General features: G+C 61.6%; 25 protein-coding genes and 3 pseudogenes. 18 read left to right on the top strand and 10 right to left on the bottom strand.

Annotation, left to right across the window (positions count from 1 at the left end; all coding sequences use genetic code 11):
- Positions 1 to 50: 50 nt before the first annotated feature.
- Both QFZ94_RS10475 and QFZ94_RS10470 read right to left on the bottom strand, forming a co-directional pair.
- Positions 51 to 305, bottom strand: coding sequence for a hypothetical protein (locus tag QFZ94_RS10475; protein WP_429456691.1), 255 nt, complete (start codon positions 303 to 305; stop codon positions 51 to 53).
- 48 nt (positions 306 to 353) lie between these two features.
- Positions 354 to 1,130 (bottom strand): annotated as a pseudogene (locus QFZ94_RS10470) (filamentous hemagglutinin N-terminal domain-containing protein); the annotation flags it as partial.
- A gap of 455 nt (positions 1,131 to 1,585) precedes the next feature.
- Between QFZ94_RS10470 and QFZ94_RS10465 the strand changes: the two are divergent.
- The 4 genes from QFZ94_RS10465 (at position 1,586) to QFZ94_RS10450 (ending at position 4,467) form a co-directional block, all read left to right on the top strand.
- The gene (locus tag QFZ94_RS10465) at positions 1,586 to 1,909 is read left to right on the top strand and encodes a DUF4148 domain-containing protein (protein ID WP_429456689.1); all 324 of its coding nucleotides are present in this window, start codon (positions 1,586 to 1,588) and stop codon (positions 1,907 to 1,909) included.
- Positions 1,910 to 2,058: 149 nt separating this feature from the next.
- Complete coding sequence (locus QFZ94_RS10460; RefSeq protein WP_429456687.1) at positions 2,059 to 2,355, top strand: DUF4148 domain-containing protein; 297 nt, start codon at positions 2,059 to 2,061, stop codon at positions 2,353 to 2,355.
- A 43-nt stretch (positions 2,356 to 2,398) separates the two neighbouring features.
- Positions 2,399 to 3,061 carry a response regulator gene (locus QFZ94_RS10455; RefSeq protein WP_429456686.1) on the top strand — a complete coding sequence of 221 codons (663 nt, stop codon included), beginning with the start codon at positions 2,399 to 2,401 and terminating at the stop codon, positions 3,059 to 3,061.
- The gene (locus tag QFZ94_RS10450) at positions 3,058 to 4,467 is read left to right on the top strand and encodes an ATP-binding protein (protein ID WP_429456684.1); all 1,410 of its coding nucleotides are present in this window, start codon (positions 3,058 to 3,060) and stop codon (positions 4,465 to 4,467) included. The genes QFZ94_RS10455 and QFZ94_RS10450 overlap by 4 nt, the downstream gene beginning before the upstream one ends.
- Positions 4,468 to 4,751: 284 nt before the next feature.
- Here the strand turns inward: QFZ94_RS10450 and QFZ94_RS10445 are convergent.
- Both QFZ94_RS10445 and QFZ94_RS10440 read right to left on the bottom strand, forming a co-directional pair.
- A pseudogene (locus QFZ94_RS10445) lies at positions 4,752 to 4,889 on the bottom strand (phosphatase PAP2 family protein); the annotation flags it as partial.
- 158 nt (positions 4,890 to 5,047) lie between these two features.
- On the bottom strand, positions 5,048 to 5,560 hold the full coding sequence (locus QFZ94_RS10440; RefSeq protein ID WP_429456682.1) for a hypothetical protein: 513 nt from the start codon (positions 5,558 to 5,560) through the stop codon (positions 5,048 to 5,050).
- 308 nt (positions 5,561 to 5,868) lie between these two features.
- On the opposite strand from QFZ94_RS10440, the gene QFZ94_RS10435 reads away from it, so the two are divergent.
- The 6 genes from QFZ94_RS10435 to QFZ94_RS10410 all read left to right on the top strand — a co-directional run bounded on the left by QFZ94_RS10435 (position 5,869) and on the right by QFZ94_RS10410 (position 10,643).
- Positions 5,869 to 6,243: a DUF1924 domain-containing protein gene (locus QFZ94_RS10435; protein ID WP_429457759.1), complete on the top strand. Its 375-nt coding sequence runs from the start codon at positions 5,869 to 5,871 to the stop codon at positions 6,241 to 6,243.
- Between the two features lie 51 nt (positions 6,244 to 6,294).
- Positions 6,295 to 6,783 (top strand): diheme cytochrome c, encoded by a 489-nt coding sequence (locus QFZ94_RS10430; RefSeq protein WP_429456680.1) that lies wholly within the window; start codon positions 6,295 to 6,297, stop codon positions 6,781 to 6,783.
- The gene (locus tag QFZ94_RS10425) at positions 6,755 to 7,486 is read left to right on the top strand and encodes a cytochrome b/b6 domain-containing protein (protein ID WP_429457757.1); all 732 of its coding nucleotides are present in this window, start codon (positions 6,755 to 6,757) and stop codon (positions 7,484 to 7,486) included. The genes QFZ94_RS10430 and QFZ94_RS10425 overlap by 29 nt, the downstream gene beginning before the upstream one ends.
- A gap of 24 nt (positions 7,487 to 7,510) precedes the next feature.
- The gene (locus tag QFZ94_RS10420) at positions 7,511 to 8,182 is read left to right on the top strand and encodes a response regulator (RefSeq protein ID WP_429456678.1); all 672 of its coding nucleotides are present in this window, start codon (positions 7,511 to 7,513) and stop codon (positions 8,180 to 8,182) included.
- Positions 8,182 to 9,531 (top strand): ATP-binding protein, encoded by a 1,350-nt coding sequence (locus QFZ94_RS10415; RefSeq protein WP_429457755.1) that lies wholly within the window; start codon positions 8,182 to 8,184, stop codon positions 9,529 to 9,531. Before QFZ94_RS10420 ends, QFZ94_RS10415 begins: the two co-directional genes overlap by 1 nt.
- A gap of 161 nt (positions 9,532 to 9,692) precedes the next feature.
- Complete coding sequence (locus tag QFZ94_RS10410; RefSeq protein WP_429456676.1) at positions 9,693 to 10,643, top strand: universal stress protein; 951 nt, start codon at positions 9,693 to 9,695, stop codon at positions 10,641 to 10,643.
- A gap of 24 nt (positions 10,644 to 10,667) precedes the next feature.
- Here the strand turns inward: QFZ94_RS10410 and QFZ94_RS10405 are convergent, their stop codons facing one another.
- Positions 10,668 to 12,959, bottom strand: a complete 2,292-nt coding sequence (locus QFZ94_RS10405) for a heavy metal translocating P-type ATPase (RefSeq protein ID WP_429456674.1) — start codon at positions 12,957 to 12,959, stop codon at positions 10,668 to 10,670.
- A 235-nt stretch (positions 12,960 to 13,194) separates the two neighbouring features.
- Here QFZ94_RS10405 and QFZ94_RS10400 point away from each other — a divergent pair, with 235 nt between their 5' ends.
- Entirely contained in the window at positions 13,195 to 13,836 is a 642-nt protein-coding gene (locus QFZ94_RS10400) for a hypothetical protein (protein WP_410853058.1), read from the top strand.
- A 230-nt stretch (positions 13,837 to 14,066) separates the two neighbouring features.
- On the top strand, positions 14,067 to 14,534 hold the full coding sequence (locus tag QFZ94_RS10395) for a CreA family protein (protein WP_429456672.1): 468 nt from the start codon (positions 14,067 to 14,069) through the stop codon (positions 14,532 to 14,534).
- A gap of 209 nt (positions 14,535 to 14,743) precedes the next feature.
- Here QFZ94_RS10395 and QFZ94_RS10390 read toward each other — a convergent pair whose 3' ends face one another.
- From QFZ94_RS10390 to QFZ94_RS10370, 5 genes and pseudogenes are all read right to left on the bottom strand, one after another.
- Positions 14,744 to 15,274 (bottom strand): cytochrome b, encoded by a 531-nt coding sequence (locus tag QFZ94_RS10390; RefSeq protein ID WP_429456670.1) that lies wholly within the window; start codon positions 15,272 to 15,274, stop codon positions 14,744 to 14,746.
- A gap of 354 nt (positions 15,275 to 15,628) precedes the next feature.
- Positions 15,629 to 15,934 (bottom strand): annotated as a pseudogene (locus QFZ94_RS10385) (cation transporter dimerization domain-containing protein); the annotation flags it as partial.
- A 59-nt stretch (positions 15,935 to 15,993) separates the two neighbouring features.
- Complete coding sequence (locus QFZ94_RS10380) at positions 15,994 to 16,176, bottom strand: heme-binding protein (protein ID WP_429456668.1); 183 nt, start codon at positions 16,174 to 16,176, stop codon at positions 15,994 to 15,996.
- A 59-nt stretch (positions 16,177 to 16,235) separates the two neighbouring features.
- Entirely contained in the window at positions 16,236 to 16,784 is a 549-nt protein-coding gene (locus QFZ94_RS10375) for an aspartate carbamoyltransferase (protein ID WP_429456666.1), read from the bottom strand.
- Between the two features lie 115 nt (positions 16,785 to 16,899).
- Positions 16,900 to 17,913 (bottom strand): hypothetical protein, encoded by a 1,014-nt coding sequence (locus QFZ94_RS10370; protein ID WP_429456664.1) that lies wholly within the window; start codon positions 17,911 to 17,913, stop codon positions 16,900 to 16,902.
- Positions 17,914 to 18,531: 618 nt separating this feature from the next.
- On the opposite strand from QFZ94_RS10370, the gene QFZ94_RS10365 reads away from it, so the two are divergent.
- The 6 genes from QFZ94_RS10365 (at position 18,532) to QFZ94_RS10340 (ending at position 22,483) form a co-directional block, all read left to right on the top strand.
- On the top strand, positions 18,532 to 18,801 hold the full coding sequence (locus tag QFZ94_RS10365) for a ChaB family protein (protein ID WP_429456662.1): 270 nt from the start codon (positions 18,532 to 18,534) through the stop codon (positions 18,799 to 18,801).
- A 177-nt stretch (positions 18,802 to 18,978) separates the two neighbouring features.
- Positions 18,979 to 19,374, top strand: coding sequence for a universal stress protein (locus tag QFZ94_RS10360; protein ID WP_429456660.1), 396 nt, complete (start codon positions 18,979 to 18,981; stop codon positions 19,372 to 19,374).
- Positions 19,266 to 19,817, top strand: coding sequence for a universal stress protein (locus tag QFZ94_RS10355; protein ID WP_429456658.1), 552 nt, complete (start codon positions 19,266 to 19,268; stop codon positions 19,815 to 19,817). Before QFZ94_RS10360 ends, QFZ94_RS10355 begins: the two co-directional genes overlap by 109 nt.
- Before the next feature lie 98 nt (positions 19,818 to 19,915).
- On the top strand, positions 19,916 to 20,182 hold the full coding sequence (locus QFZ94_RS10350; protein ID WP_429456656.1) for a hypothetical protein: 267 nt from the start codon (positions 19,916 to 19,918) through the stop codon (positions 20,180 to 20,182).
- Between the two features lie 24 nt (positions 20,183 to 20,206).
- Positions 20,207 to 20,809 (top strand): hypothetical protein, encoded by a 603-nt coding sequence (locus QFZ94_RS10345; protein WP_429456654.1) that lies wholly within the window; start codon positions 20,207 to 20,209, stop codon positions 20,807 to 20,809.
- 429 nt (positions 20,810 to 21,238) lie between these two features.
- Positions 21,239 to 22,483 carry a hypothetical protein gene (locus tag QFZ94_RS10340; RefSeq protein WP_429456652.1) on the top strand — a complete coding sequence of 415 codons (1,245 nt, stop codon included), beginning with the start codon at positions 21,239 to 21,241 and terminating at the stop codon, positions 22,481 to 22,483.
- Positions 22,484 to 22,587 lie beyond the last annotated feature (104 nt).

Genomic DNA, 22,587 nt, shown 5'->3' with positions numbered 1-22,587 from the left:
CGCACGGTGTGATCCGCGCCACTGACCATCGCCCCCGCGTTCGGGGTGCTTCATTGACTGTCCCCGTCATCCTGCCCTGGCTCTCCGGCGTTGCTGTGAGCCCGCGCCGGCTCCATATCCGGCGGACGCACGCGGCGCAGCGGACCGGCGAGCACGCTGACGTGCTCCGGAAACGGGATCGTCGCGGTTCTGGAGGCGCGGGTGGCGTCGTCGCAGGTCGCGAGCGCGAAGCGCCGCAGCCGCGCGCGCAACTGCCCGGCCGTTTCGTCGGGCGGCAGCGCCGGCCGTTTGCTGCGTCGACTCATGTCATTTTCCTGGGATGCCCCTTTGGAGGCGGCGAGTCACGCTGGCCGCGATAAGGCATAAATGTTGCCGTCGGCCGCTTCGAGATTGATCTGCGCGGCCAGCGTCGCACCCCGATCGATCACGGTGCCCTTGTTGCCCGTCTGCACGAATAGCTGCCTGCCGCTCGACGAATCGGACAGCATCACCTGCTGTCCAACCACGTATTCGACGGTGCCATTCGGTGCGCTGACCGAGCCCGCGTTGACCACGACATCGCGTGCGATCAGGAAAACGTCGCCACCGGTGGAACTGATCTTGCCGAGGTTCACCACCTTGCCATTGGACGTGCCCGAGAGCGTAAGCGTCCCGCCGTTCATGAAAGCGGTGTCCGGCAGATCGAGCGTTGAAGCGACGAATCGTCCGCCGGTATTGATAGTCCCGTCACGGCCTACCACGATGCCTTGCGGATTGATCAGATACACGCTGCCCGTTGCATTCAGACTGCCCAGAAGCACAGACGGCGCACTGGCCGTCACGCGATTGAGCGTTGCGCCCGAACCGTTGTTGAACGTGACGATGTTCCCCTTACCGATCGAGAAACTGGTCCAGTCGATCACGCCACGGGTCGAACCAGGTTGCGTGATGGTGAGCGCGCCGCACTGCCTACCGATGGTTCCCGCACCGGCAACATAATGGCCGCCTTGCGGAAGCACACCACCGGCAAAGGCCGCGTGCGCCAACGACAAGGCGACGAGAGAGGCAGCAATGACAGGCGTGATGTGCTGAGACGGTTGCCGACGATTCAGGGAAGGACGTAGCGGCTCGCAAGATGACAAAGGTGCCATATGGCCTCCTTCGACAGAAGTGGGGCGCCATCGGCCCGCAGTCCCACCGGGGTCGTGTAAGCCGTGACTACTCCACACGCAGAATACTAGTCAGCTTGTCTGGGGCACGCCAATACATCTGGCCTATGGAATACCCAAAATGATCCGCACCAGGTCTCGCATCGATGGCGAGTATTACTGTCCCGTCATCTACATTGCCTGCATTCGCTGTCCCACACCCAAAAATGGCAATCTACGACGACACCTTCAAAGGTGGACCACAGAATCTGACAGACCGCAACTTCTGCGAAGCACATGCGCATCGTTAACCTGGTCTTAAGTTACCCAGGAGTACGCTGACCACATGAAGATCCCGCGGCTCTCGTCCAAAGCATGACTCTGCTAGGCACGAGATCATTTCGCGTTGCAGATTTCTCTCAGGTTCTTCTCAATGACCAACCGAACTGGAGGCATCCATGAAATCGACTTTCTCCGCAATCGGCGCCGTCGGCATCCTGCTCGCACCACTTCTGTGCTGGGCTCAGCCAGCGCAATCTCCGACGCGCGCTGAAGTTCACGCCCAGCTGATCCAGCTTGAAAACGCAGGCTATAACCCGGCAAAACGCGACGAAGCCACCTACCCAGCCAATATCCAGAAAGCTGAAGCACGAGTTGCTGCACGTGGGACGGCCAACGACTATTCGACATCGGGCATGGGCACGACTACTGGCAGCACTGCGGAATCCGGCGGACATCGAGCGATGCGAGGCACCACGTCGACGCTGTACGAACATCATTGAGCGGGTCTCAAGGGGCGAGCCGACACCGACTGACAAAACGTCCCGGCGCACGCGTTGCTCTGCGGCTCAAACGCGAGACTTCCGTTGCGTTCAGCCATCCGCTCAGGCAAAACACGGCTTCGACACAGCAGTAAAATGAGGTAAGCGTTATGAACACGATCCCCAAGGCAATCGCCCTTCTCGTTTGCGTTTCTGTACCGGCTGTATCGTTCGCTCAAACGTCGAACGATCCGACGACGCGCGCGCAGGTCAGGGCCCAACTCGTCCAGCTCGAACACGCCGGCTACAAGCCCAGCAAGCTGCACTACCCCGCGGACATCCAAGCGGCCGAAGCCCGAGTCGGAGCCCGGACTCACCCAGCCGCAAACGATAATGCAGGCTACGGCACCCCGGCCGCGGATTCGTCGCAGTACGGAAATCATGCATCGAATGCCAGAATGCAATGAGTCTTACAACCACCCCTGATTGCCCTCCTCGCGGCACAATTGGATGCGCATATTGCTGGCAGAAGACGATCCGCTGATCGGTAACGGCTTACAGCAAGGCCTGCAGAGGGCAGGCTTTGCCGTCGACTGGACCACCGACGGCGACGCGGCCGCGCTCGCGCTGAACACCACCTCATACGGGCTCGTCCTGCTCGACCTAGGCCTGCCAAAGCAGGACGGCCTGACGTTGCTCGCGAGGCTACGTGCTCGCAACGTCGATACGCCCGTCATCATCATTACCGCGCGCGATGCCGTTCCGGAGCGCGTCGCGGGACTCGACGGCGGCGCCGACGACTACATCGTCAAGCCGTTCGCGCTGGACGAGTTGCTCGCCCGCATGCGCGTCGTGCATCGCCGCCAGGCTGGCCGGGCAAAATCTACGTTACAGGTTGGTGCGCTGCGGCTCGAACCCGCGCAGCACCGGCTATGGCTGCACGACGATGAAATATCGGTGACGAGCCGCGAATTCGCGCTATTGGTCGAACTGATGCATGACCCGGCCGTCATCGTGTCGCGTGAAAAGCTGGAGGAACGGCTATACGGCTGGAACGAAGAGATCGAGAGCAACGCGATCCAGGTGCATGTTCATAACCTGCGCCGCAAGCTGGGCGCAGGCGCTATTCGCACGGTACGCGGCGTCGGATACCAGATTGGAGAGATCGCATGAGATCGCTGCGCCGACGTCTGCTGATGTGGCTGCTGCCGGCCACCCTGCTGATGGGTCTGCTCGCCAGCGCGGCAACATATTGGGGCGCGCTAGCGGAGCTCGACGAACTGCTCGATGATCAGCTAAAAGCTGTCGCGCAACACGTCGTCGTCGAGCCCGATGGGCGTCTTTCGCTGCGTGGCATGCAGGGCACCAACGAAGACCGACTGTCGGGCGAGCAGTCGCATGCGGTGTTGCTGCAGGTCTGGCAAGGTACGACACGCGTGTTCAGCAGCGACCTCGATTCGCCGTTGCCGCCGCCCACGGGCGCGGGCCTCGCCGACCTGACCGTCAACGGCCAGTTGTGGCATACGTATGTTTCGCGTAACGGCGATATGCTCGTGCGTGTCGCGCAGGTCAAGCGGGCACGCTGGGAAGCGTTGGCCGAGATCGCGATGCATCTGTTCTGGCCGGTACTGTCGCTGCTGCCAGTACTCGCGCTCTTTCTGTGGTTCGGTATCGGCAATGGCTTGAGGCCCCTGCGCGATATCGCGGCGAATCTGAAACGGCGCGATGCGCACAACATGCAGGAAATCGACACCGCTTCGATGCCCGGCGAGGTCAAGCCGCTCGTTGACGCGCTCAACGATCTGCTGGTTCGGCTCGATTGTGCGTTTACCGCGCAGCGCAACTTCATCGCTGACGCTGCGCACGAGCTTCGCACACCGATCATGGGGCTGGGCCTGCAGGTCGACTTATTGCCAAAAGCGACAGATCGCGACGAACGCGAAGCCATCATCCGGCAGATCGGCGTGGGCACGGCACGCCTCGCTCATCTCGCCGAACAGTTACTGACACTGGCGAGACTCGCACCCGAGTCGAACCCGCCAGCCTTTGACGTGATAGATCTAACTTCGCTGGCGCGCGCGGTCGTTGGCGAGCGCGCGCGTCTCGCCGAGGCAGCCCGGCTCGACCTTGGTCTCGTTGCTCCAACCGCCGTCAAGATTCGCGGCAACGCAGACGGCCTTCGCACCCTGCTCAATAACCTCGTCGATAACGCGATCCGTTATGCCGGCGAGCATGCGCGCGTCGATGTCCATGTCGACATGGAAGGCGGCTGTGGGACCTTGGAAGTTTGCGACACGGGCCCCGGGATTCCCGAGAATGACCGCGAGCGTGTCTGGGAACGCTTCTATCGCGGCAATGGACATGCCGCGCCCGGCAGTGGTCTGGGCCTGTCGATCGTCAGGCGCATCGCGGAGCAGCATGGCGCCGTCCTCTCACTCGGCAGCGGAGCGAACGGCCGTGGGCTGAAGGTGCGTCTGCGTTTCCCGCCAGCCGGTCCTGAAGACCGGACACCCGACATGCGACGAACCACAGGCATTGATACGTCTGTCGCGTCGACGGAAGACAGCGTCCGGCCGTAGTGCGAATCGACACTTTGCGTCGCACTTTGACGTTCCTGGCCGCGATCCCTTATCGGCCAGTTGCCACTCGAGCAATGGAAATGCAAAGTATCAATCGTCCGATCCGCTTATGTTTCACTCCCTCATCGGCAAGGACTCCGCCCCAAGGCATCGTCTCTTTTGGGCGCATCGGCTGCGAGCCGGGGCGATCCTCGGCACATGCGACAGCGGGAAACACCGTTGAACCGTGATAGCCGTACTGAGTCCGATAGCTTCCGGCTCAGACCTTCGGCGCAGCGCCCGGCTTACAGATGTCGGAACACTGCGCTCGCCAGACTGCGCAGTTCGTCGAACTGCGTGACGAGTTGAATGCAGAGAATAAAGCCCAGCATCGCCGAAGGCGATGGGTAGCGTTCGATCCATCGCAGCAGCGGAGTCGCATAGCGCTACCTCGAGCGCACTCAAGCGTGGCTGCACGGCTTGCGCCGTCTGCGTCCCAAGAAGACCCTGCATTAAGAAACGCCAGCCGAACGATTCCACAGACTATTGCATCTACCGGTTGAATCCGGCAACCGATTTCCGTCATCGGCTCTCGTGCAACCTACTGTGGCGAGGCGGGATGACCCATCCTGTATTCCTGTTGCCACATCATGTTGTTCATCATTTCCTGTTGCATTTGGAGGTACTGATCGGTCATATACTGCCTCTGCCGCAATTGCTCGGGAGTGAGATGTGAGTAGTACCCGCCCATATGCCCCCAACCGCCTCCCATCATCCCCGGAGCCATCATGCCGGAACCCATTCCACCCTCTCCCCTCGTTCCTGGCCCCCACATCCTTCGCATCGTGGCCATTGCAGTCTGCATGGTGGCCCAGTGTTTCTGCAGAAGCTTCTGGCGTACCTGTGGATCCGTCGTCTGACGGATTTGATTCATCTGGGACTCCATCGTCTTCATCAGTTCATCGAACTGGGCCAGGCTCTTGTCGAACGCAGCCGTATCGGGATTCGGAGGCTTTGATGCGCTTTGCGGCGCAGCTGTGTCCTTGGACGCGGCCAGCAGCGCTGGTGAAGTCAGCGCGCCGAAGAGGACTAGCGCAAGTAGGAAGGCTCTCATAGCAAATCTCCGGGTAAGACGATGGCAGCTGCTGCAGAGCTGTCCTCAGCTTCAACACTACACACCGTTCAGCACCGTTCATTGATGCGCGTCAAAGCACGCGCGCGTCGCAGTCAGCGTATCTACGGTTCCGATATTCGGCGATAAGGATGGAGCAAACTCGCCATCGCAGCCAACGAGGCACGGGGAGTAGCGAGGATGCAGCGCTTAAGAATCCGGTAAGGAAGGCCCCACAAGATGATCGATATCTACCGGAGAAACCCGTGAGCACATCGCTTTTTTCGGCGCGGGGATTGCGCGTAGCGCTCCTGCTGATTCCGACTGCTACTGCAGCGGCTACATCCAACGCTGCCACGCCGTCGGAGCTTCTGGGCGCTTACCAGGCGCAATCGGGCGGCGCAACGCCACTCGCTTCGCGCGGACAGCAGTTCTTTAACGCATCGCATGGTCGCGAGTGGACTTGCGCTGCCTGCCACGGCGCAGTGCCCACACAAACGGGAAAACATGCCGCCACGGGCAAGGCAATCGCGCCTCTGGCTCCCGCGTTCAACCCGGAGCGATTTACGGATGCAACGAAGACCGAGAAATGGTTTCGACGCAATTGCAACGACGTCGTCGGACGGGAGTGCACGGCAGCCGAGAAAGCAGACCTGCTAGCCTGGCTCTTGACGCTCAAGCCATAGGCCAACTCTCGCTTCTGCAACGAAAGCCTTTCCGCCACAGGACCGCTTCCCATGCCGTTTGATCTCGTGCCCCGTTTTGCGGCAGTGTCCGTTGTCGCTTTGCTGGTTTCATTGGCGGTTTCCGACGTAGTGGCCGAAGCTGACGACACGCGTGCCCAAATCAACCTGCTGCCGAAGTATCGGCAGGAATGCGCGACCTGTCATATCGCCTACCCGCCTGGCATGCTGCCGCCGGCATCGTGGCAGCGCATTCTGGGCAATCTGTCCCACCATTTCGGCTCCGATGCCTCGCTCGATGCCGACTCCGTCCACCAGATCTCGACGTGGCTTACGGCACATTCGTCAGGCAATGCGGACGCGCGCGCCGCGCCGCCTGAGGACCGCATTACCCGCTCGACGTGGTTCCAACATGAGCATGCGGAGGTGCCCGCCTCCGCATGGAAACGGCCGGCGGTCAAAAGCGCATCGAATTGTTCCGCCTGCCATACCCGTGCCGACCAAGGAAACTTCGATGAACACTTCATCCACCTGCCGCAATGACAGCGACGCAGAGCGAGCCGCAGACCGCGGCATCCTGGTTTGGGATGCACCCGTACGTGTATTCCATTGGCTATTCACAGTCTGCTTTGCCGGAGCATGGCTGACCGCGGAAAACGAGCATTGGCGGCTGGTTCATGTCACGTTAGGCTACACCGCAGGTGGTCTCGTGATTTTTCGACTCGCGTGGGGAGTGATTGGCACGAGGTACGCGCGTTTCTCCAGCTTCGTTCGCGGACCGGCTCGCGTATCGCGTTACATGCTTGGCCTGTTGCACGGCCACCCGCAACGTTATATTGGCCACAATCCGGCGGGCGCCGTCGCCATCGTCGCCATGCTTGCATCGGCATGTGCGTTGACCATCACCGGTTGGGCGTCCTATAACGATACGGGCGGAACGTGGCTCGGTGAGCTCCACGAGGGCGTGGCGAACGTGATGCTGATCCTGGTCGGGGTGCATATAACGGGCGTTGTCGTGAGTAGCTGGCTGCATCGGGAGAACCTGATTGGCGCGATGTTCAGCGGACGCAAGACCGGGCAACCTGACGAAGCGGTCCGGTATGCCCGGCGAGGCGTTGCCGCGCTGATGCTGGCCGCTGTGCTCGCATTCTGGTGGTGGCAATGGCACGAAGCGCCGGTATCGCTTCTGTCCGGACGCGATGCAACTTCCGCGCAGCAAACCCGTTACAGTGACAGCGATGACTGACATCACCCGTGAGTGACCCGGAAAATGCGCATACTGCTCATTGAAGACGATCCATTGCTTGGCGATGGCGTTCGTGCCGGCCTGCGGCAGGCCGGGTTCCAGGTCGACTGGGTGCGCGACGGCAACGCTGCCGAAACTGAATTGCGTACCCGGTCATACGCGGCAGCAGTCCTCGATCTTGGGCTGCCTCGTAAGGATGGCATCGAAGTGCTATCGTCGGTGCGTCGCGCGGGCGTGACCTTGCCCGTACTTGTGCTGACCGCGCGCGACACCGTTTCCGACCGTGTCCGTGGACTCGACATCGGCGCCGACGATTATGTGGTCAAGCCCGTCGACCTGCAGGAGCTCGCAGCCCGGCTGCGGGCATTGGTGCGTCGTGCACACGGCCAGGCGCGGGAAACTTTGAAGGTGCAAAACGTCACGCTCGAACCCGCCACGCGATGCGTCTATCGGAATCAGGAGCCGGTAACCCTCTCCGCACGCGAATTCGACCTGTTGCAGATCCTGATGCTGAACGCGGACCGTGTGCTGTCTCGTGAGCAACTTGAACAGGCCATCTACGGTTGGGGGCAGGAAGTGGAAAGCAACGCGGTGGAAGTGCACATCCATCGCCTGCGGGCCAAGCTCGGCAGCGACCTGATCAAAACAGTTCGTGGCGTCGGCTACGTACTGATGCGGGAGGCTGCCACCACGTGATGATCCGGCCGCGCTCACTGCAGGGCCGTCTGCTCGTACTCGTGATCGGGGTCGTGGTCGGCGTCTGGCTGATTACCGCGCTGTTCATCTGGCGCGACGCACGCGGCGAACTCGACGAACTGCTCGACAGTCATCTCGCCCAGGCTGCGGCGCTACTGGTCATCCAGCAAACTCAATCGATCGACGACGATGACACGATCGATTCGCGTGTGCCCCACCCGTACGCGCCCAAGGTTGCGTTTCAGATCTTTCATGAGGGGCAGGCGGTCCTGCGTTCCGCCAACGCTCCAACAGCCCCCATGATTCCCGTGGATCGACAGATCGACCAGGGTTTCGCGACCGTGCAAATCAACGGTGAAGCGTGGCGGGTGTTTTCCACCAGCGGGCCGCATGAAGACACACGCGTGTATGTTGGTGAGCGTGTCGATTCGCGTACTTCGATACTGCTTGCAGTATTGCGCGGCACGTTGTGGCCTATGGCAGTTGCGTTACCGCTTTTCGGCTTGGTCACCTGGTGGGCCGTGCGGCGAGGCGTAGCGCCCCTCAAACGGCTGGGTCGTACGATCGCCCTGCGTGGTCCCGATGACCTTGCGCCTGTGGTGATGACGCAAACGCCCGCCGAAATGTCCCCAGTGCTCGACGCCCTGAACCATCTCTTCATCCGCATTCAGACAGTCTGGGAAGCAGAGCGCCGGTTCACTGCGGATGCGGCTCATGAGTTGCGCACGCCGATCGCGGCGATTCGAACCCAAGCCCAGGTTGCGCTCGCCGAAACAGATGATGCGCTTCGCCAGCATGCATTGCGCGCTACGCTGGAAGGGTGTGACCGTGCAACGCGGCTGGTGGACCAGTTGCTGGTTCTATCACGGCTTGAGTCTGGGGCGACTCTCGAACTGACCGTAGTTGATCTAAGCGCACTGGTGCAACGCGTGGTCGCGGCACTGGCACCGACGGCGATCACGAAGCGTCAGTCGCTGGAATTCGACGGTGCGAAACTGTGCCGCATCACGGGCGACGAAATGCTGCTCGCGGTTCTGGTGCGCAATCTCGTGGACAATGCCATCCGCTATTGCCCACCCGGCGCATCGGTCCTGATCAAAACCGAAAACGGCAAGGACGGAGCAATCCTGTCAGTCGAGGACAGCGGTCCCGGGCTCGCGGACTCGGACCGCCCGCGACTGGGGGAACGTTTCTTCCGCGTGCCAGGCACGGCGGAAAGCGGCAGTGGACTCGGCTGGTCGATCGTGCAACGGATCGTCGACCTTCACGCGGCGTCGGTCGACGTGCGGCGCTCCAGTGCCCTCGGGGGGCTCCAGGTCCAGGTCAGGTGGCACCCGGCCGGGAACTGATCGACATCCTCGCGATGCCAGCATTGGCTCGAACCTGTCCCGGGCGATCCGGACCCGATCAATGACCCGGGCCGAACAGTTGACCTTGGTCAACCGCCATTGCATGTTCGACGGTAGGATGCCCATGAATGCACACTAAATTCGTGTGTACGGAGCAAATCATGAATTCCCCTCGTTCAGGCGACGCCATGTCGACGCTGCCGTGCAGGGTCCTGATCGCAGTCGATTCGTCGATGGCCTCGCGACAGGCACTCACCTACGCCCGAAACATCCTTCCCTTCGGTGCCGAGGTACGGCTCGTGAGCGTAGCCGAGAATCCACATACGCTCTTTCCAACGGGCCGGCATGTTGCCCGCGCACTTGACGTGGCTCGCGAAGAATTGCTGCACGATGCGGCCGAAGCGCTCGACCGCGCGAGGGAATTGATGTCCGAGTGCGATGTGCGTATCGAAGCCGAAGTGATCGATCTCTCGAAGCGCGGCGGCGACGTCGCGGATGCCCTGCTCGAGGCAGCCGACTCGTGGCGAGCCGACCTGATGGTTGTCGGTGCCCGTCAACACCAGGGTTTGCAGCGTTGGGTCGAGGGTACCGTGTCGGAACCGCTCACGAGACGTCTGCGATGCCCGATACTCGTTGTTCCTGAAAACCACAGCATGACGGGTGGCCACTTGCCGCAGCGCATCCTGTTTGCGGTCGACGGAAGCCCTCAGTCGATGTCGGCATTGCGGCATGGCGTACGGTTCGCCACGCCCGACACGCACCTGCGAGCGGTCTACGTGATCGATCGCGCCGTGCGGTTCTCCGATTTCTTTCCCATCGATGCGCTCCAGGACGCGTTCGTCGAAGAAGGCAATCAGGCGCTAGCCGCCGCCGAACCGGTTCTTGCCGACGTGTCGGCGCAGACCACTACCGCGCTCGTCAGGACAGGGCCGGCCAGCGACGACGTTGCGCACGCTATCGTGCGCGAAGCGAGCGGCTGGGACGCGCAGCTGATCGTGATGGGCACTCATGGCAGGAGGGGCATGGCACGCTGGATACTGGGCAGCGTTGCTGGGCGCGTCGCTCAGATCACGCAAACGCCGCTCCTGCTCGTTCAAGCGACCGGGGCTTGACGGATTCAGGCTGCAGCTTCGGCCTTATGCCCCGTCTCCAAGGGCGTGGAACAGTTCGTCTTCCTGCGCGCAATGCAGACGTACGATCGCATCGAGCCCGTACAGCAGGCGCTGGAATTCGCACAGGCTGGCAGCATCGGGCCCCTCGGGTCGTATGTCCTCCGTCATTTGTCCGAGCAACCGGGCAATCCGGAATATTTCACGGTGCGTAGCGCTCATCGCCGCCATCGGGTCTTCCCCGCCAACCAGACGTGCGAGACCCGGATACACCTCCAGATCGTCGCGCTGTTCATGCGGCACGAGATGACGCTTCAGCAGATCGTTCATGCCGGCGAGCGCGCCCACCACTGACGTTCGCGGCAAACGGGGCAGCTTGTCTGCCAGTTCCCGGATTTGCTCCATAACCGGACCGAGCTCGACATGCTCACTTTTGAGGCGCTCCGCATCGCTACGGGACAGGGAGCCGGCAGTCGCCGTCGAACGTATCCGCAACGCGCGCAGCGCGTTCGCGATGACAGCCACATCGATGACCTCCTGGATCAGCGCGCCCAGCAACGGAGGCAGAAACCCGAAGGCGGCGGCGACCATTGCGGCAAACGAGAGCGCCATCCCGGCAATCACGCTCTCCAAGGCGATTCGCCTTGTCTGGCGTGCTACCCGTAATCCCTCGACAAGCCGATCCAGCCGGTCAACCAGAAGCACCACGTCGGCAGCCTCCGACGACGCCGCTGCTCCGCGCGCCCCCATTGCTACGCCGACGTCGGCGGCCGCAAGCGCGGGCGCGTCGTTGACGCCGTCGCCGATCATGATGACCGTGCCTTCCCGGCGCGCTGCGCGAATGGCTTCGAGCTTGTCCGATGGCGTCTGTTCTGGCCGTACTTCAGTCAGGCCGAGCGTCGCGCCGATCGTCTCTGCCACGTCGCGCCTGTCGCCCGTGAGCATGATCAAGCGCCGGATGCCTTCCTGCCGCAACAGCCGCAGAGCCCGGGGCGTCTCGAGACGGATCTGATCGGCCATCTGGAGGGCGCCTATCATCACGCCGTCCACGCTAACGAACACGGCGGAAGCTCCCCCATAGCCCACGCGCTGAAGGAATGCCGCGCTCCACAGCGCTGGCGTCGCTAGCGACGACACGTAGGCAAACGAACCGATTGCGACGGCACGGTCTTCCACTTCGCCCTGCACCCCGGCGCCAGCCTGCTCCACGACCCTTCGGGGCGCTGGCAGCACGAGATTGCGCTCGCGTGCGGCCGTCGTCACTGCTTCGGATATCACGTGCGCAGACGCCTGGCCGAGAGAGGCCGCAAAGCGCAATACGGTCTCGGGTGAAATAGCAGGACCGGTTTCGATCGAGACGAGGCGCGCGCGTCCGCTCGTCAGGGTTCCCGTCTTGTCGAAGAACAGCACACTGGCTCGCGCGAGCGTTTCGAGCGCGCCGCCGCCCTTGACTAACACGCCACGTCGGGCGCACCGCGACATGCCGGAGACGACGGCCACCGGAACAGCAAGAATCAGCGGGCAAGGCGTTGCCACGACGAGCACCGCGAGCGCCCGAACTACCTCGCCGGTGACAAGCCAGCTGCCACCGGCCAGCATCAGCGCGACAGCGACGAACAGCAGCGCGTAGCGGTCGGCAAGACGCGTTGCGGGGCTGCGCTCCTGCTGCGCGGACTCCACCATGCGGACGATTCCGGCAAACGTGCTATCTGCGGCGCTCGCCGCGGCGACCATCTCGAACGCCGCCCCCACGTTGACTACGCCGCTGCACACCGATTCGCCGGACGATCGCTGCTGAATCGCGGATTCCCCGCTCAGTGTGGACTCGTCGAGCTGCGCGTGGCCCGTGAGCGAGCCATCGACCGGTACGAACTCGCCATTGCGAACGAGCAGACGATCGCCGGGACGCACCGTGTCCAGCCCGATCTGGCGCCACTCGCCAGCCTCGAAGCGGTTGGCGTGACGCGGAGTACGGTTTAGTAACGCGGTCATCTCGCGACGCGCCCGCTGCTGGGCGTACTGTTCGAGCGCCCTCCCACTCGCGAGCATCAAGGAGATCACCGCCGCTGTCAGATATTCGCTGAGGCTCAGTGCGAAACCAATGGCAAGCAGCGCGAGCACATCGACGCCCGCTTCGTGGCGCCGCAGCGCCGTGACGATGGATATCGATAGCGCCACCAGGATCGGTAATGCACCGGCTATCCACAGCGCATGTGCGACCGCGCCCCTGCCGATCACGGCGAAAGCAGCCCCGGCTAGCAGGCTCCCTCCCGAGACGAGCAGGAGAGCCAGATCGACTGCGGGTAACGGACGTGACATGGCGGGCAGGTGAAGAGGAGTCCAGTCGACCAGGAAGCGCTACGCGCGCGCATCACGCGAGATCCGAATCATAATTAGTGTAGGGATCCATCTTTTACATTTGCTTGACTTGCGTCAAACCGGACGTTTCCCCGCCAATCCGATACTTGCCGTTCGCCGGTCGAACCGTGTCGATTCGCGGCTCCCGTCGCACGGCAAGTTCGAAAAGGTGGTCAATCGGTCAGGAGGCCCTGACATGTCGACGTTGGCAACGCTGTTCGTTGTCGTGCTGCTGCTCAATCTCGCGCCTGCGTTTGCGCCGCCTACGTGGATGGCCATGTCCTGGGTCGGCTTCAATATCTCCGAGGGCAATCCGTTCGTATTTGCCGTCGTAGCCGCCAGCGCCGCAACCATTGGCCGGCTGGTGCTGGCCAGGTTTTCAAGGTCCTTGATGCGCGGGCGGCTGATGCGCGAGTCCGACCGGGAAAACATTGCTGTTGTTGAAGAATGGCTCAGGAAGCGCAGGAAGCTCACCGTGGGCGCGTTCTTTTTATATGCGCTGGGACCGTTGCCTTCCAACTTCCTGTTCATCGCATATGGACTGTCGGGATTGCCCCTGCGCGTCATCGGTGCCGCATTCTTCGCGGGTCGTACGATCAGTTATTCCGTCTGGGCTCACCTTGGGCGGTTCGCTTCCGCATTTATCGATTCGGAGTCCGATTTCGAAGGCGGATATCTCAGCGGCTACTTTGTCATCTCCCAGCTGGCCTTGCTAGGTTTTGTGTACATCCTGATGAAACTTGACTGGAAGATGCTAATGGAGCAACGCAAGCTGAGGTGGCGGCGCTCAGTCAGCCTTCCCCCCGTCGCTGAGCGCGGCCCACCCCCGAAGGATTGAACACGGCTATTCGACCAGCCAGGCGCGTTTTTGCACGCCTTTACAGGCGTGCAAAAGTTTCACGCGGTTGCGATGGCGCGCTGATCTGATCCCGCACGGTGTCTCCCTTTCCGCCATCTTTTGACGTGCGTCAAGCCTCCGCACGTATGAGGCCATAGTCTGTCCGAAACAACCCATACGACCGTCCGAACGGTTCCTCGATACCGTCCAGCGAATCAAGGAGATGTGTGATGACACGTTGCCTCGTCCTTTATTCGAGTATGGCAGTCGCGCTGGCCATTTCGCTACCCGCTCCGGCTCCCGGCGAGCAATTGGCGAGAATCGCGACGCATTCCCACCGCTATGGTGCGCAAATAGAAATCTCCGCGTATGAAGATCCGTTCTTGAGGGGCATCACCTGTTATGTCTCCAAATCACACGACGAAAATGCTCTGGGTGGCACATCTCAGCCGACGCGGGCACCTGATGCGGAAGTTTCCTGTCATCAAGTGGGCAAGCTGACGGCCTCGAACCGTGTCCCCAAACAGGCGCAGGTATTCGACGAATCCGTGGACCCGATCTTCAGGGTCCTTCACGTATTCCGGATACTCGATGCGAGCCGGCAATCGGTCCTGTATTTCAGTTACACAGAAAGTGAACTGGCAGGAGACTTACCCGGCCATGTTGACGTGATTCAGTTACCGGTACGGGGAAGGTGAACCGCAGAATAGGTGAAGCCCCCGTTCCAGTTTGCAATACCCAACCCCCGATACCCAATCGGCTTATCGGATCGTGCGGATGTTCGAACCTCTAACTGCGCTTTACGCTGAACGCCTTGCTACCATTGCGTTCGGAGATTCGGCAGGCAGCGTGTCCGCGATCTCCCGGACTGCCTGCGCCAACTGTCAACCGCCGCAATAGTGCGTGTTCAAGACCAAGGTGCCATTCTCTGCACGACGCGATCCCGAAAAACGAAAAGATGCGTCAACGCGCCGGCCACATGCAGGCAGATCAACGCGAACAGGACCCACGCCAGCACGCTGTGCACATCGCCCATCGTGTGTCCAAATGAAGAGCCGCTGGCGGCGAGCGCGGGCAAAGGGATCGCGTAAGCGAGGGTAACGGGCCAGCCGCGTGACGAGGCATTGATCCAGCCTAGCAGCGGTACGATAAGCAACAGGCCATAGAGCGTAAGCTGTGTGAGCGCCGAGAGGACGCGCAGCGGCCGCGCTATCTCGATCGTGGGCGCGGGATGTGTGAGGCGCCAGAGAATCCGGCACAGCATCACTGCCAGTAAAGACGTGCCGACCACAATGTGCCAGGCAATCAGGCCGACGGGCTTAGTGTCTCGATGCACGTCCGGCATCGTCCAGCCCAATACGAACTGCGCCGCGACCAGCGCGACGATCAGCCAGTGGAGAAAGCGTGAAACACCGTCATAACGTGCTGTAGTCGCCATGTAGACCTCCGTTGCATTGCACTAGACAAAGCCGATGACTCTACGCAGAAGCCGTTAATGAAATCTTAAGACGGGTGCGCGGGCTGTCGCGCCACGTCGCCAGACCCGGCGGTTCTCCTGCAGGCTTACGACCTCGTGGTCCGGTTGCGCCGGAAAATCGATGATGACGCCAGATACACGCCCGTCCAACCCTCGTGCCGAATTGCACGCGCGCGTCGAACATCAGTCGTGCCGTCTCGCGCCATTAACGGCCGATTATAGGCCGACACCAACGTCACATTTCGCGTCCCGGCTTCGTTGGGTGGAGTGGAAGCTGGATTATGCACATCTGGCCCGTCCTCATGGGAGCCCATTCTAGTGGCAGCTACTCGGATCGAGCGGTGCAAGGTGGAAAAGCTGACGAACGTCCTCGTGAGCTACGTCCTCCATCCGCAAGTAACGGAGTAAGACTTCAGGGGCTGGCTTGCACAACGGGTGCCCCAAATCGAACGGTGTGCGCTGGTCCACATGGGTCATGCCATTGAGCACACGATGGCGCGCTAGTATGCGCTGGCCCACCGCGACAGCGATGTCGTGCCCCGCTTCGACAGAGGTTCTGCCGTCGGCCTCGATGTGAACATCCGCCACGATAAGGTCGCCCATCTTGCGGGTGCGGAGGCGACGGCAGCTATCGAAGTGATCCGGTCATCCGCGGCGGCGCCTCATGGGTAGCGCACGGTTTATTGCAGAAATCCTGCGTTACGCGGTGCTTCCTCGGCAGCCTCATGGTCTTGAACCGATGTTCCGCCGGAAACCCCGATACCACCTACCAGACGCCCTTCGTGGAAGATCGGTACGCCGCCGACCGGCGTCAGCCGCGGATGGTGTGCCAGCGGGGCAACGGCGGGCTCGGCCATGTACATGGCCGCTTCCAGAGCGCACCGGACCGGCCAATCATTGGCATCCTGATCGTGTGCGATATCTATTCCGCTGTCGAGCCGTCTGCCGGATGATGGTCCGTCATGCCTGGATCGTGGCCTGCCATGGCGTCGTGGCCATGGTCGGACAACTGAGCGTCGAACCATTCGTGCAGCGCGACGACGAGGCGAGGCTCGTCCGCGTGATATACGATTTCGCCTCCATCAGGCAAGTCGCGATAGTGGATCGTTAGTTCACCCGGCTTCGCGGTACGTAGCACGGCCAGGCCCGGCATGTCGATGCCGTGGATCTGCTCCGGCGCATTGAAGTCTCCCTCCGAAAACTGCCGGGCGATCATGGCCAGATGTCCGCGGATCATGGCGGCCTGCTTCAGATCATGATGCTTCGTGACGACCTGCTGGATTCCGCCGTCGGCCGTCTTCGTAAAGATGTGTGTGGTGGCCGCAAGAGAGAACGGCATTACCTCCGCGCCGTGTTGCTCCACTTCCCTCTGGCGTGCCGTAGCGTCGGCGATGGCGGGCGACGAAAGAACAGCTATCCCGAGAAAGATAGCGGTTGAGACCGCGACAACAGCCGCCGACGGGCGTGACATGGTTTGCTCCAATCGAGAGAAAGAAGCCTTAGTCTAGCGTTCAATGTCCGTTTCCGGTATTGGCGAACGTTCCCTTCAGGGTCGAAAGTGTATGCATACGCCAAGGTCCGAAGCGTCACATCGCGCGCGTTGCTGCGTCGACATGCAATCCCGCGGGCAATAGTTCGTCACGAGCGAAACGTACGAGTATGAATGCGCGCATGCGGGGTGGATCGCCCGGAATGCGCGCAAGCCGAAACTCGATTTCGCGGCTGGCGTCGGTATCGTCGTTGCGGATTACATTCATCAAATCCAGACGCAGACGGCGCTTCTCGACGTAGATATGCTCGGCAGGAGTGGAAAATACCTCGCAGACCCGGTCCAGTTGAAGGTCAATAAGTTCGGTCGGGACGCGGAGGGCTGCCAGGTTGCGGGTGTTGTCAGCTATCTGATTGTCCAGCCGCGCCAGTTCATCCGAATCAGCGTCCTGACTGTCCCCGACCACCGAGCGCATGCCCGCGCCGCGGCGTTCCAGTAGCGCCACGCGCGCCTCGATAAGCTCTCTACCTTTCGCTACAAGCGCGTGACGATCAGCGGCCAGCCTGGCGAGCCCCTCCAGCGCCAGTTGATCCACCAGGCGGCGCGCAATCTCCTCGCGGAGGTCGGCGTCTGATTTGCCACAGACGCGGACACGATGGTCACTGAAGCAAAGCGTGGTTTGGGGGACGTCATGCCGCACCTCGCCGCCCTCGGACGCAACGCCCAGCACGTGGCGTTCGAACATCGCCATCCCAAGCGTTGCGTAGGCTTCCGTCAGCAAAGAATTGTGGTTGAAATATGCGCGCAGTTCTTCGGAGCGACTGAACGCCTTCACGAGATCATCGGGCGTTGCGAAGAAAACGCGAATCAATGGATCAGTTGACCAGGCGGCGGCATTGGCCTCGTGGGGCGCGGGCAGCGAGCCAATCAGATCGTCGATATAGGTCAGCGAGACGGAAACGGCTTTCCCTAGACGTTCCCTGTAATGTCGCGCCAGCCGCAGGCGCGGGTTCATCGCAACGACGCGATGGATCATCTCGTCCACGCGCGCGCTTTCGACATGCGCAGGTCGTGCTCGCATGGGATCGAACAGGCTGGCAAGCAATCCCATAATTCACCTCTTACGAGAGTCTCATATTGCGTGCGTGGTCACGTGGACCGTGGCGAATCCACAATCGCAATAGTAGTTGCGCCGACTGCTCCGTGCCAGCAAATGTCATGGCGACCACGCGTGTCCTCTTCTACCGCACGGAGTGTCCCCTGTTACAGGCGACGGCCGCGATGTACCTCCTAGACCTATGCGTCAGTCACGCTAAAGGGCCACGCGTCTATCAGACTGCCGGGCGGGGACATGTCAATTGATCCATGTCAAGCCTAGGTGAGTGACCCGCTTCCGAGGACGTCTCGGTCGGCCAATTATCGTCGCGCGCGTGATCGTTGAGGGCTTCGTTCGCAACCGGAATCGCCCTCCGCAATCGAGATGCGCTCGAATTGATGCAGCACAATCGACGCCGTTTCAACGGGCCTCACGCCTTGGTCGCACGTCCGATGCTCCATCATTGATACACGTCAACGCCTGCGCCTCGCAGGCGCTCATCCTTTTATTCGAGCGTCACGCTTTTTCATCCCAGCGGGTCATCTGCAACTGGGCGCGATTCCAGCTTGTCCGGCACTGCCGGATGCCGGCAGCCTGGTGGCGCTCCCGCGATTGCGACTACGGGAGGCATTCATGTTGACCCCATCCGAAGCTGCCGCCCCGCACGCGACGCATACGCCGATTCTTCGAGCGGAGAACGAAGTGCCCTATTCCAGCAATGCCGATCTGCCCGAATCGGTTCGGGATCATCTGCCGCAGCACGCGCAGGAGCTCTATCGGGCTGCATTCAACGCCGCATACGAGGAATACGCAGCCGATGCGCGTCACGAAGAAATCGCGCATCGCGTGGCATGGGCGGCAGTCAAGCGGCGTTACGTCAAGGACGGCACGGAGAGTGGATAGCGCGCCGCTGATCCGCCCGATAGCGGCGCTCCTGCAGCTCGTCAAATCCCGTTGCGCTGCAGAGCCCGTCAAGCCCCGAATCCGGTTGACTTGCGTCAACGCTGCGCTGTCCCGACCACCTGGACTGGATTCAGTCATGCGCGAGACATCTTTTGCATCCCCGATGGAGTCAATGCGATGAACTACCGCAACTTACTGGTCCATCTGGACGATAGTCAGGCCGCGCGGCAGCGCCTCGAGATCGCGTTGCGCGTCGCCCGGCAGTTTGATGCGCAGTTGGTGGGGCTGTACATCACCCCCATTCCAGATGCTCACATATTGTCCGCGATACCGGGCGCGGCCAGCATGTACGCGGAAGTGATGCGGCAGAGCGATCAGCAGCGAGCGGCTTTGCGTGATCTTTTGGACGCCGAGTGCCGACACGCAGATGTCGCCGGCCAATTCCGATGCGCGACGCGAGCGACATGCGTCGCATCGTGCGGTACGCGCGTCCGGCTGACCTTATCATCGCCGGCCAGTCGAATCCGAACGTCCCCGAAACATACATCCACGATCACGTTGGCGAACAGCTGATGATGACAGCAGGGCGACCCGTGCTCTTCGTGCCCTACACGGGCGTATTCCCGAGCGTCGGCAACCGCATCCTGATCGCCTGGGACGGAAGCCGCGAGGCGACCCGCGCCATTCACGACGCCCTGCCGTTCATTTCCCGCGCGCGACAGAACATCCTCGTGACGGTGCACGGACCGGCGGACGCGCCGCTTGGCGCGCGCATTCCGGGCGCGGAGATGGCGCGTACGCTCGCCCGTCACGACGCGGTCATCGACGTGCTCGAACTCGAAGGCGCCACCGGAGAGCGCGTGGGAAGCAAGTTGCTGTCGTGCGCGCAGGCTCAGGGCAGTGACCTGATCGTGATGGGTGGATACGGTCACGCGCGCTGGCACGAAGCCGTGTGGGGCGGTGTTACGCGGGTCCTGCTGCAATTGATGACTGTCCCGGTTCTGATGTCGAACTGAATCCGCGCAGTTTGCGTGAGGTCCGTCATATTCGCGAATACCGTCGTTGCGGGGCCTCCCGCAGCATGCGTTCGCACCGGACCCGTATTGCCGTTGACATGCATCAACCGCACTGGCGCGCGAGGCCCTACGATGAAACCGTGCGCGAAGCGCAGATGGGGCTCAGCATGCTCAAACGGATCTTGCTAATAGGATTTCTCGCACTGCCCGGGTCGTTCGTCGTCGTGTCGCTCGCGTGCGTTCATCCTCGCATGCGCGCGAGGTTGGCCGAACTCGCATACGCGCCGCAGTTGCTCGCTCTTGTGAACAGACGTATTGCGCCGTCCACGTTCTTCGAACGTGGCGGCGTGAACAAACGCATCTGAGTTGCACGGCGCGGAGGTTACACGATGAAACACAGATGGCAAGGCGGACTGCTGGCGGCCACGGCGGGACTTATATTCGCCGCGGCGCTTCCGCGCGCGGCAACCGCGGAAGAAGCCGCAACCCCGGCGACCCCCGGCAAGCCCTTCTCGGGCACCAGCGTCACGCATGCGAACGCAGTCGTGTTCGCGATAGATGCCGCACGAAACAGCATGACACTCCTCGAAGACAACGGTGAACCCGTCGACGTGGTGGTCGACCCGAGTATCGGAGATGTACAAAAACTGCGGCTGGGCGACACCGTCGCCGTCACGTTCAACCGCGCACTATTGCTGCGGGCCGACAAGTCCAACTCGAGCGGCATCCGCGAGCGCGTCGATAAAGGGCTCACGACCGGCGCATCGCTCGGCGCGTCCCTTGCCCTACACCGGGTCGAAGCCGTGGTCACCGTCGTACAGATCGATCGCGGCAAGCGTCAGCTGACGTTGCGCGGACCGACGCGCACCGTGGTGCTGCAGGCGTCGTCAGACGGGTTGCTCGATGGGCTCGAAGCAGGCGACAGCGTACACGTCGACTACGTCGAGGCGACTGCGGTTCAGATCACGCGAGACGGCGCTCCGGTACGCTGAACGGGTCCCGCAATCGCGGTAACAGGAGCGACGATGGCACACAGATTCATCGGCAGCGACCGGCCAGCAGCGGAGCTTCGGCACTTTGATTGGTTTCGCGTAGTCGCCTTGACGAGAAAAGCGCGCCTCCGCCGTCCATCCATCTACACGTTCGGGAAAAATCTCAACGAAGAAAGGTTTGATCGAGTACATCATGCGCTCCGGCGGTCTTTCGCCTACCGTACGCCACGCATCCCGTCGTCATTTGATCCGGGTCATACAAGCTGTCGCGAACTCTCTCTCGGACGGGAATGAATTTAAGTGCGCCCAGCTAGCACCGGTCCGCGAACATGCAAGCATGACCTCGATCAATATGCGCGGGCCGTGCGGTTCTACGATGAATCCCAAGTCGAGAGAGAGTACGCGACAACGTGGATGAGGCGCCAAATCATGAATCGCTACCTGCATCTTGGGCCTGAAAGAACGGAACGTAATGCGCCGACCGCCGAGGAAATCCTGCAGGACACGCAGAGTTTCTCACTGGTTCTGGGCGGCCCGCTCTATCAGCTTTTGCGCCGCACGCACATGGCCGACGATGCGCTGGCGTTGGTGCGCCAGCGGGTTCTCGTCATCTCGCTGTTGGCCTGGCTGCCGCTACTGGTGCTCGCTGCTGTGGGCGGGCATTTGCTAGGCAACCGTGTGGCGCTACCGTTCCTGCTGGACCTGGAAGTTCACATCCGCTTCCTCGTGGCGGTGCCCCTTTTGATCATCGCCGAGCTGGTTGTGCATCGGCGGCTGCGCCCGATCGCGCAGGCCTTCCTCGAACGCAAGATCGTTTCGGAAGCGTCCGTTGCGCGGTTCGATGAAGCTGTCAGGTCGGCATTCCGTCTGCGCAATTCCGTGGCCGCCGAGCTGATGCTGATCGCTCTTGTGTACGGTGTGGGTGTCCTTGTGGTGTGGCGCCAATACATCGCATTGCAAACGACGTCGACGTGGTACGCAGTACCCACTGCCAATGGCTTGACGCTTTCGCTCGCTGGATTCTGGTATGCCTTTGTGAGCGTCCCACTGTTTCAGTTCCTGTTGATCCGCTGGTATTTCCGGATCTTTATCTGGGCACGGTTTCTCTGGCAGGTGTCGCGCATCGAACTGAGCCTTGTTCCCACTCATCCTGATCGCGTCGGCGGTCTGGGATTTCTCGCCAACACCGTCTATGCGTTCATGGCCCTCCTGGCCGCGCACGGCGCGATGCTTGCGGCCCAGTTCGCGAACCGCATTTTCTTCGCCGGGGCCGCCCTCACGGAATTCAAGGTCGAGACTGCATCGATGGTTCTCTTCCTGTTGTGTCTGGTCTTTGGTCCTTTACTGGTGTTCGCGCCTCAACTGGCCCAGGCGAAGCGAACAGGCCTGAGTGAATACGGCGCTCTGGCCGAACAGTACGTGCGTGAATTCGACGCCAAGTGGCTGCGGGGCGGCTCGTCCGGCGGTGAGGCGTTGGTGGGCAGCGGTGACATTCAATCGCTTGCGGATCTCGCCAACAGTTTCGACGTGGTCCGAACCATGCGTATCGCTCCCATTACCAAGGAAGCCATCCTTCGCCTCGCAGCCGCGGTACTTGTGCCGATCGTGCCGTTGGCCCTGACGATGATGTCGTTGGAAGATCTGGTGAAAAGACTGTTCGGCCTGGTGTTCTAGAAGTTGCCCTGCTTTGCGCAATGACCGCCAAAGATCCTGCAGAGCCAACTGGAAACCCGGGAGTCGCCACGCAGTCTGATCGATTCGCGTCAAACGAATCGCGG

Source organism: Paraburkholderia sp. JPY465 (assembly GCF_050436725.1).
GTDB classification, from domain to species: Bacteria; Pseudomonadota; Gammaproteobacteria; order Burkholderiales; family Burkholderiaceae; genus Paraburkholderia; species Paraburkholderia youngii.
The sequence above is the reverse complement of the archived record's forward strand: the minus strand, read 5'-3'. Positions and strand labels throughout refer to the sequence as shown.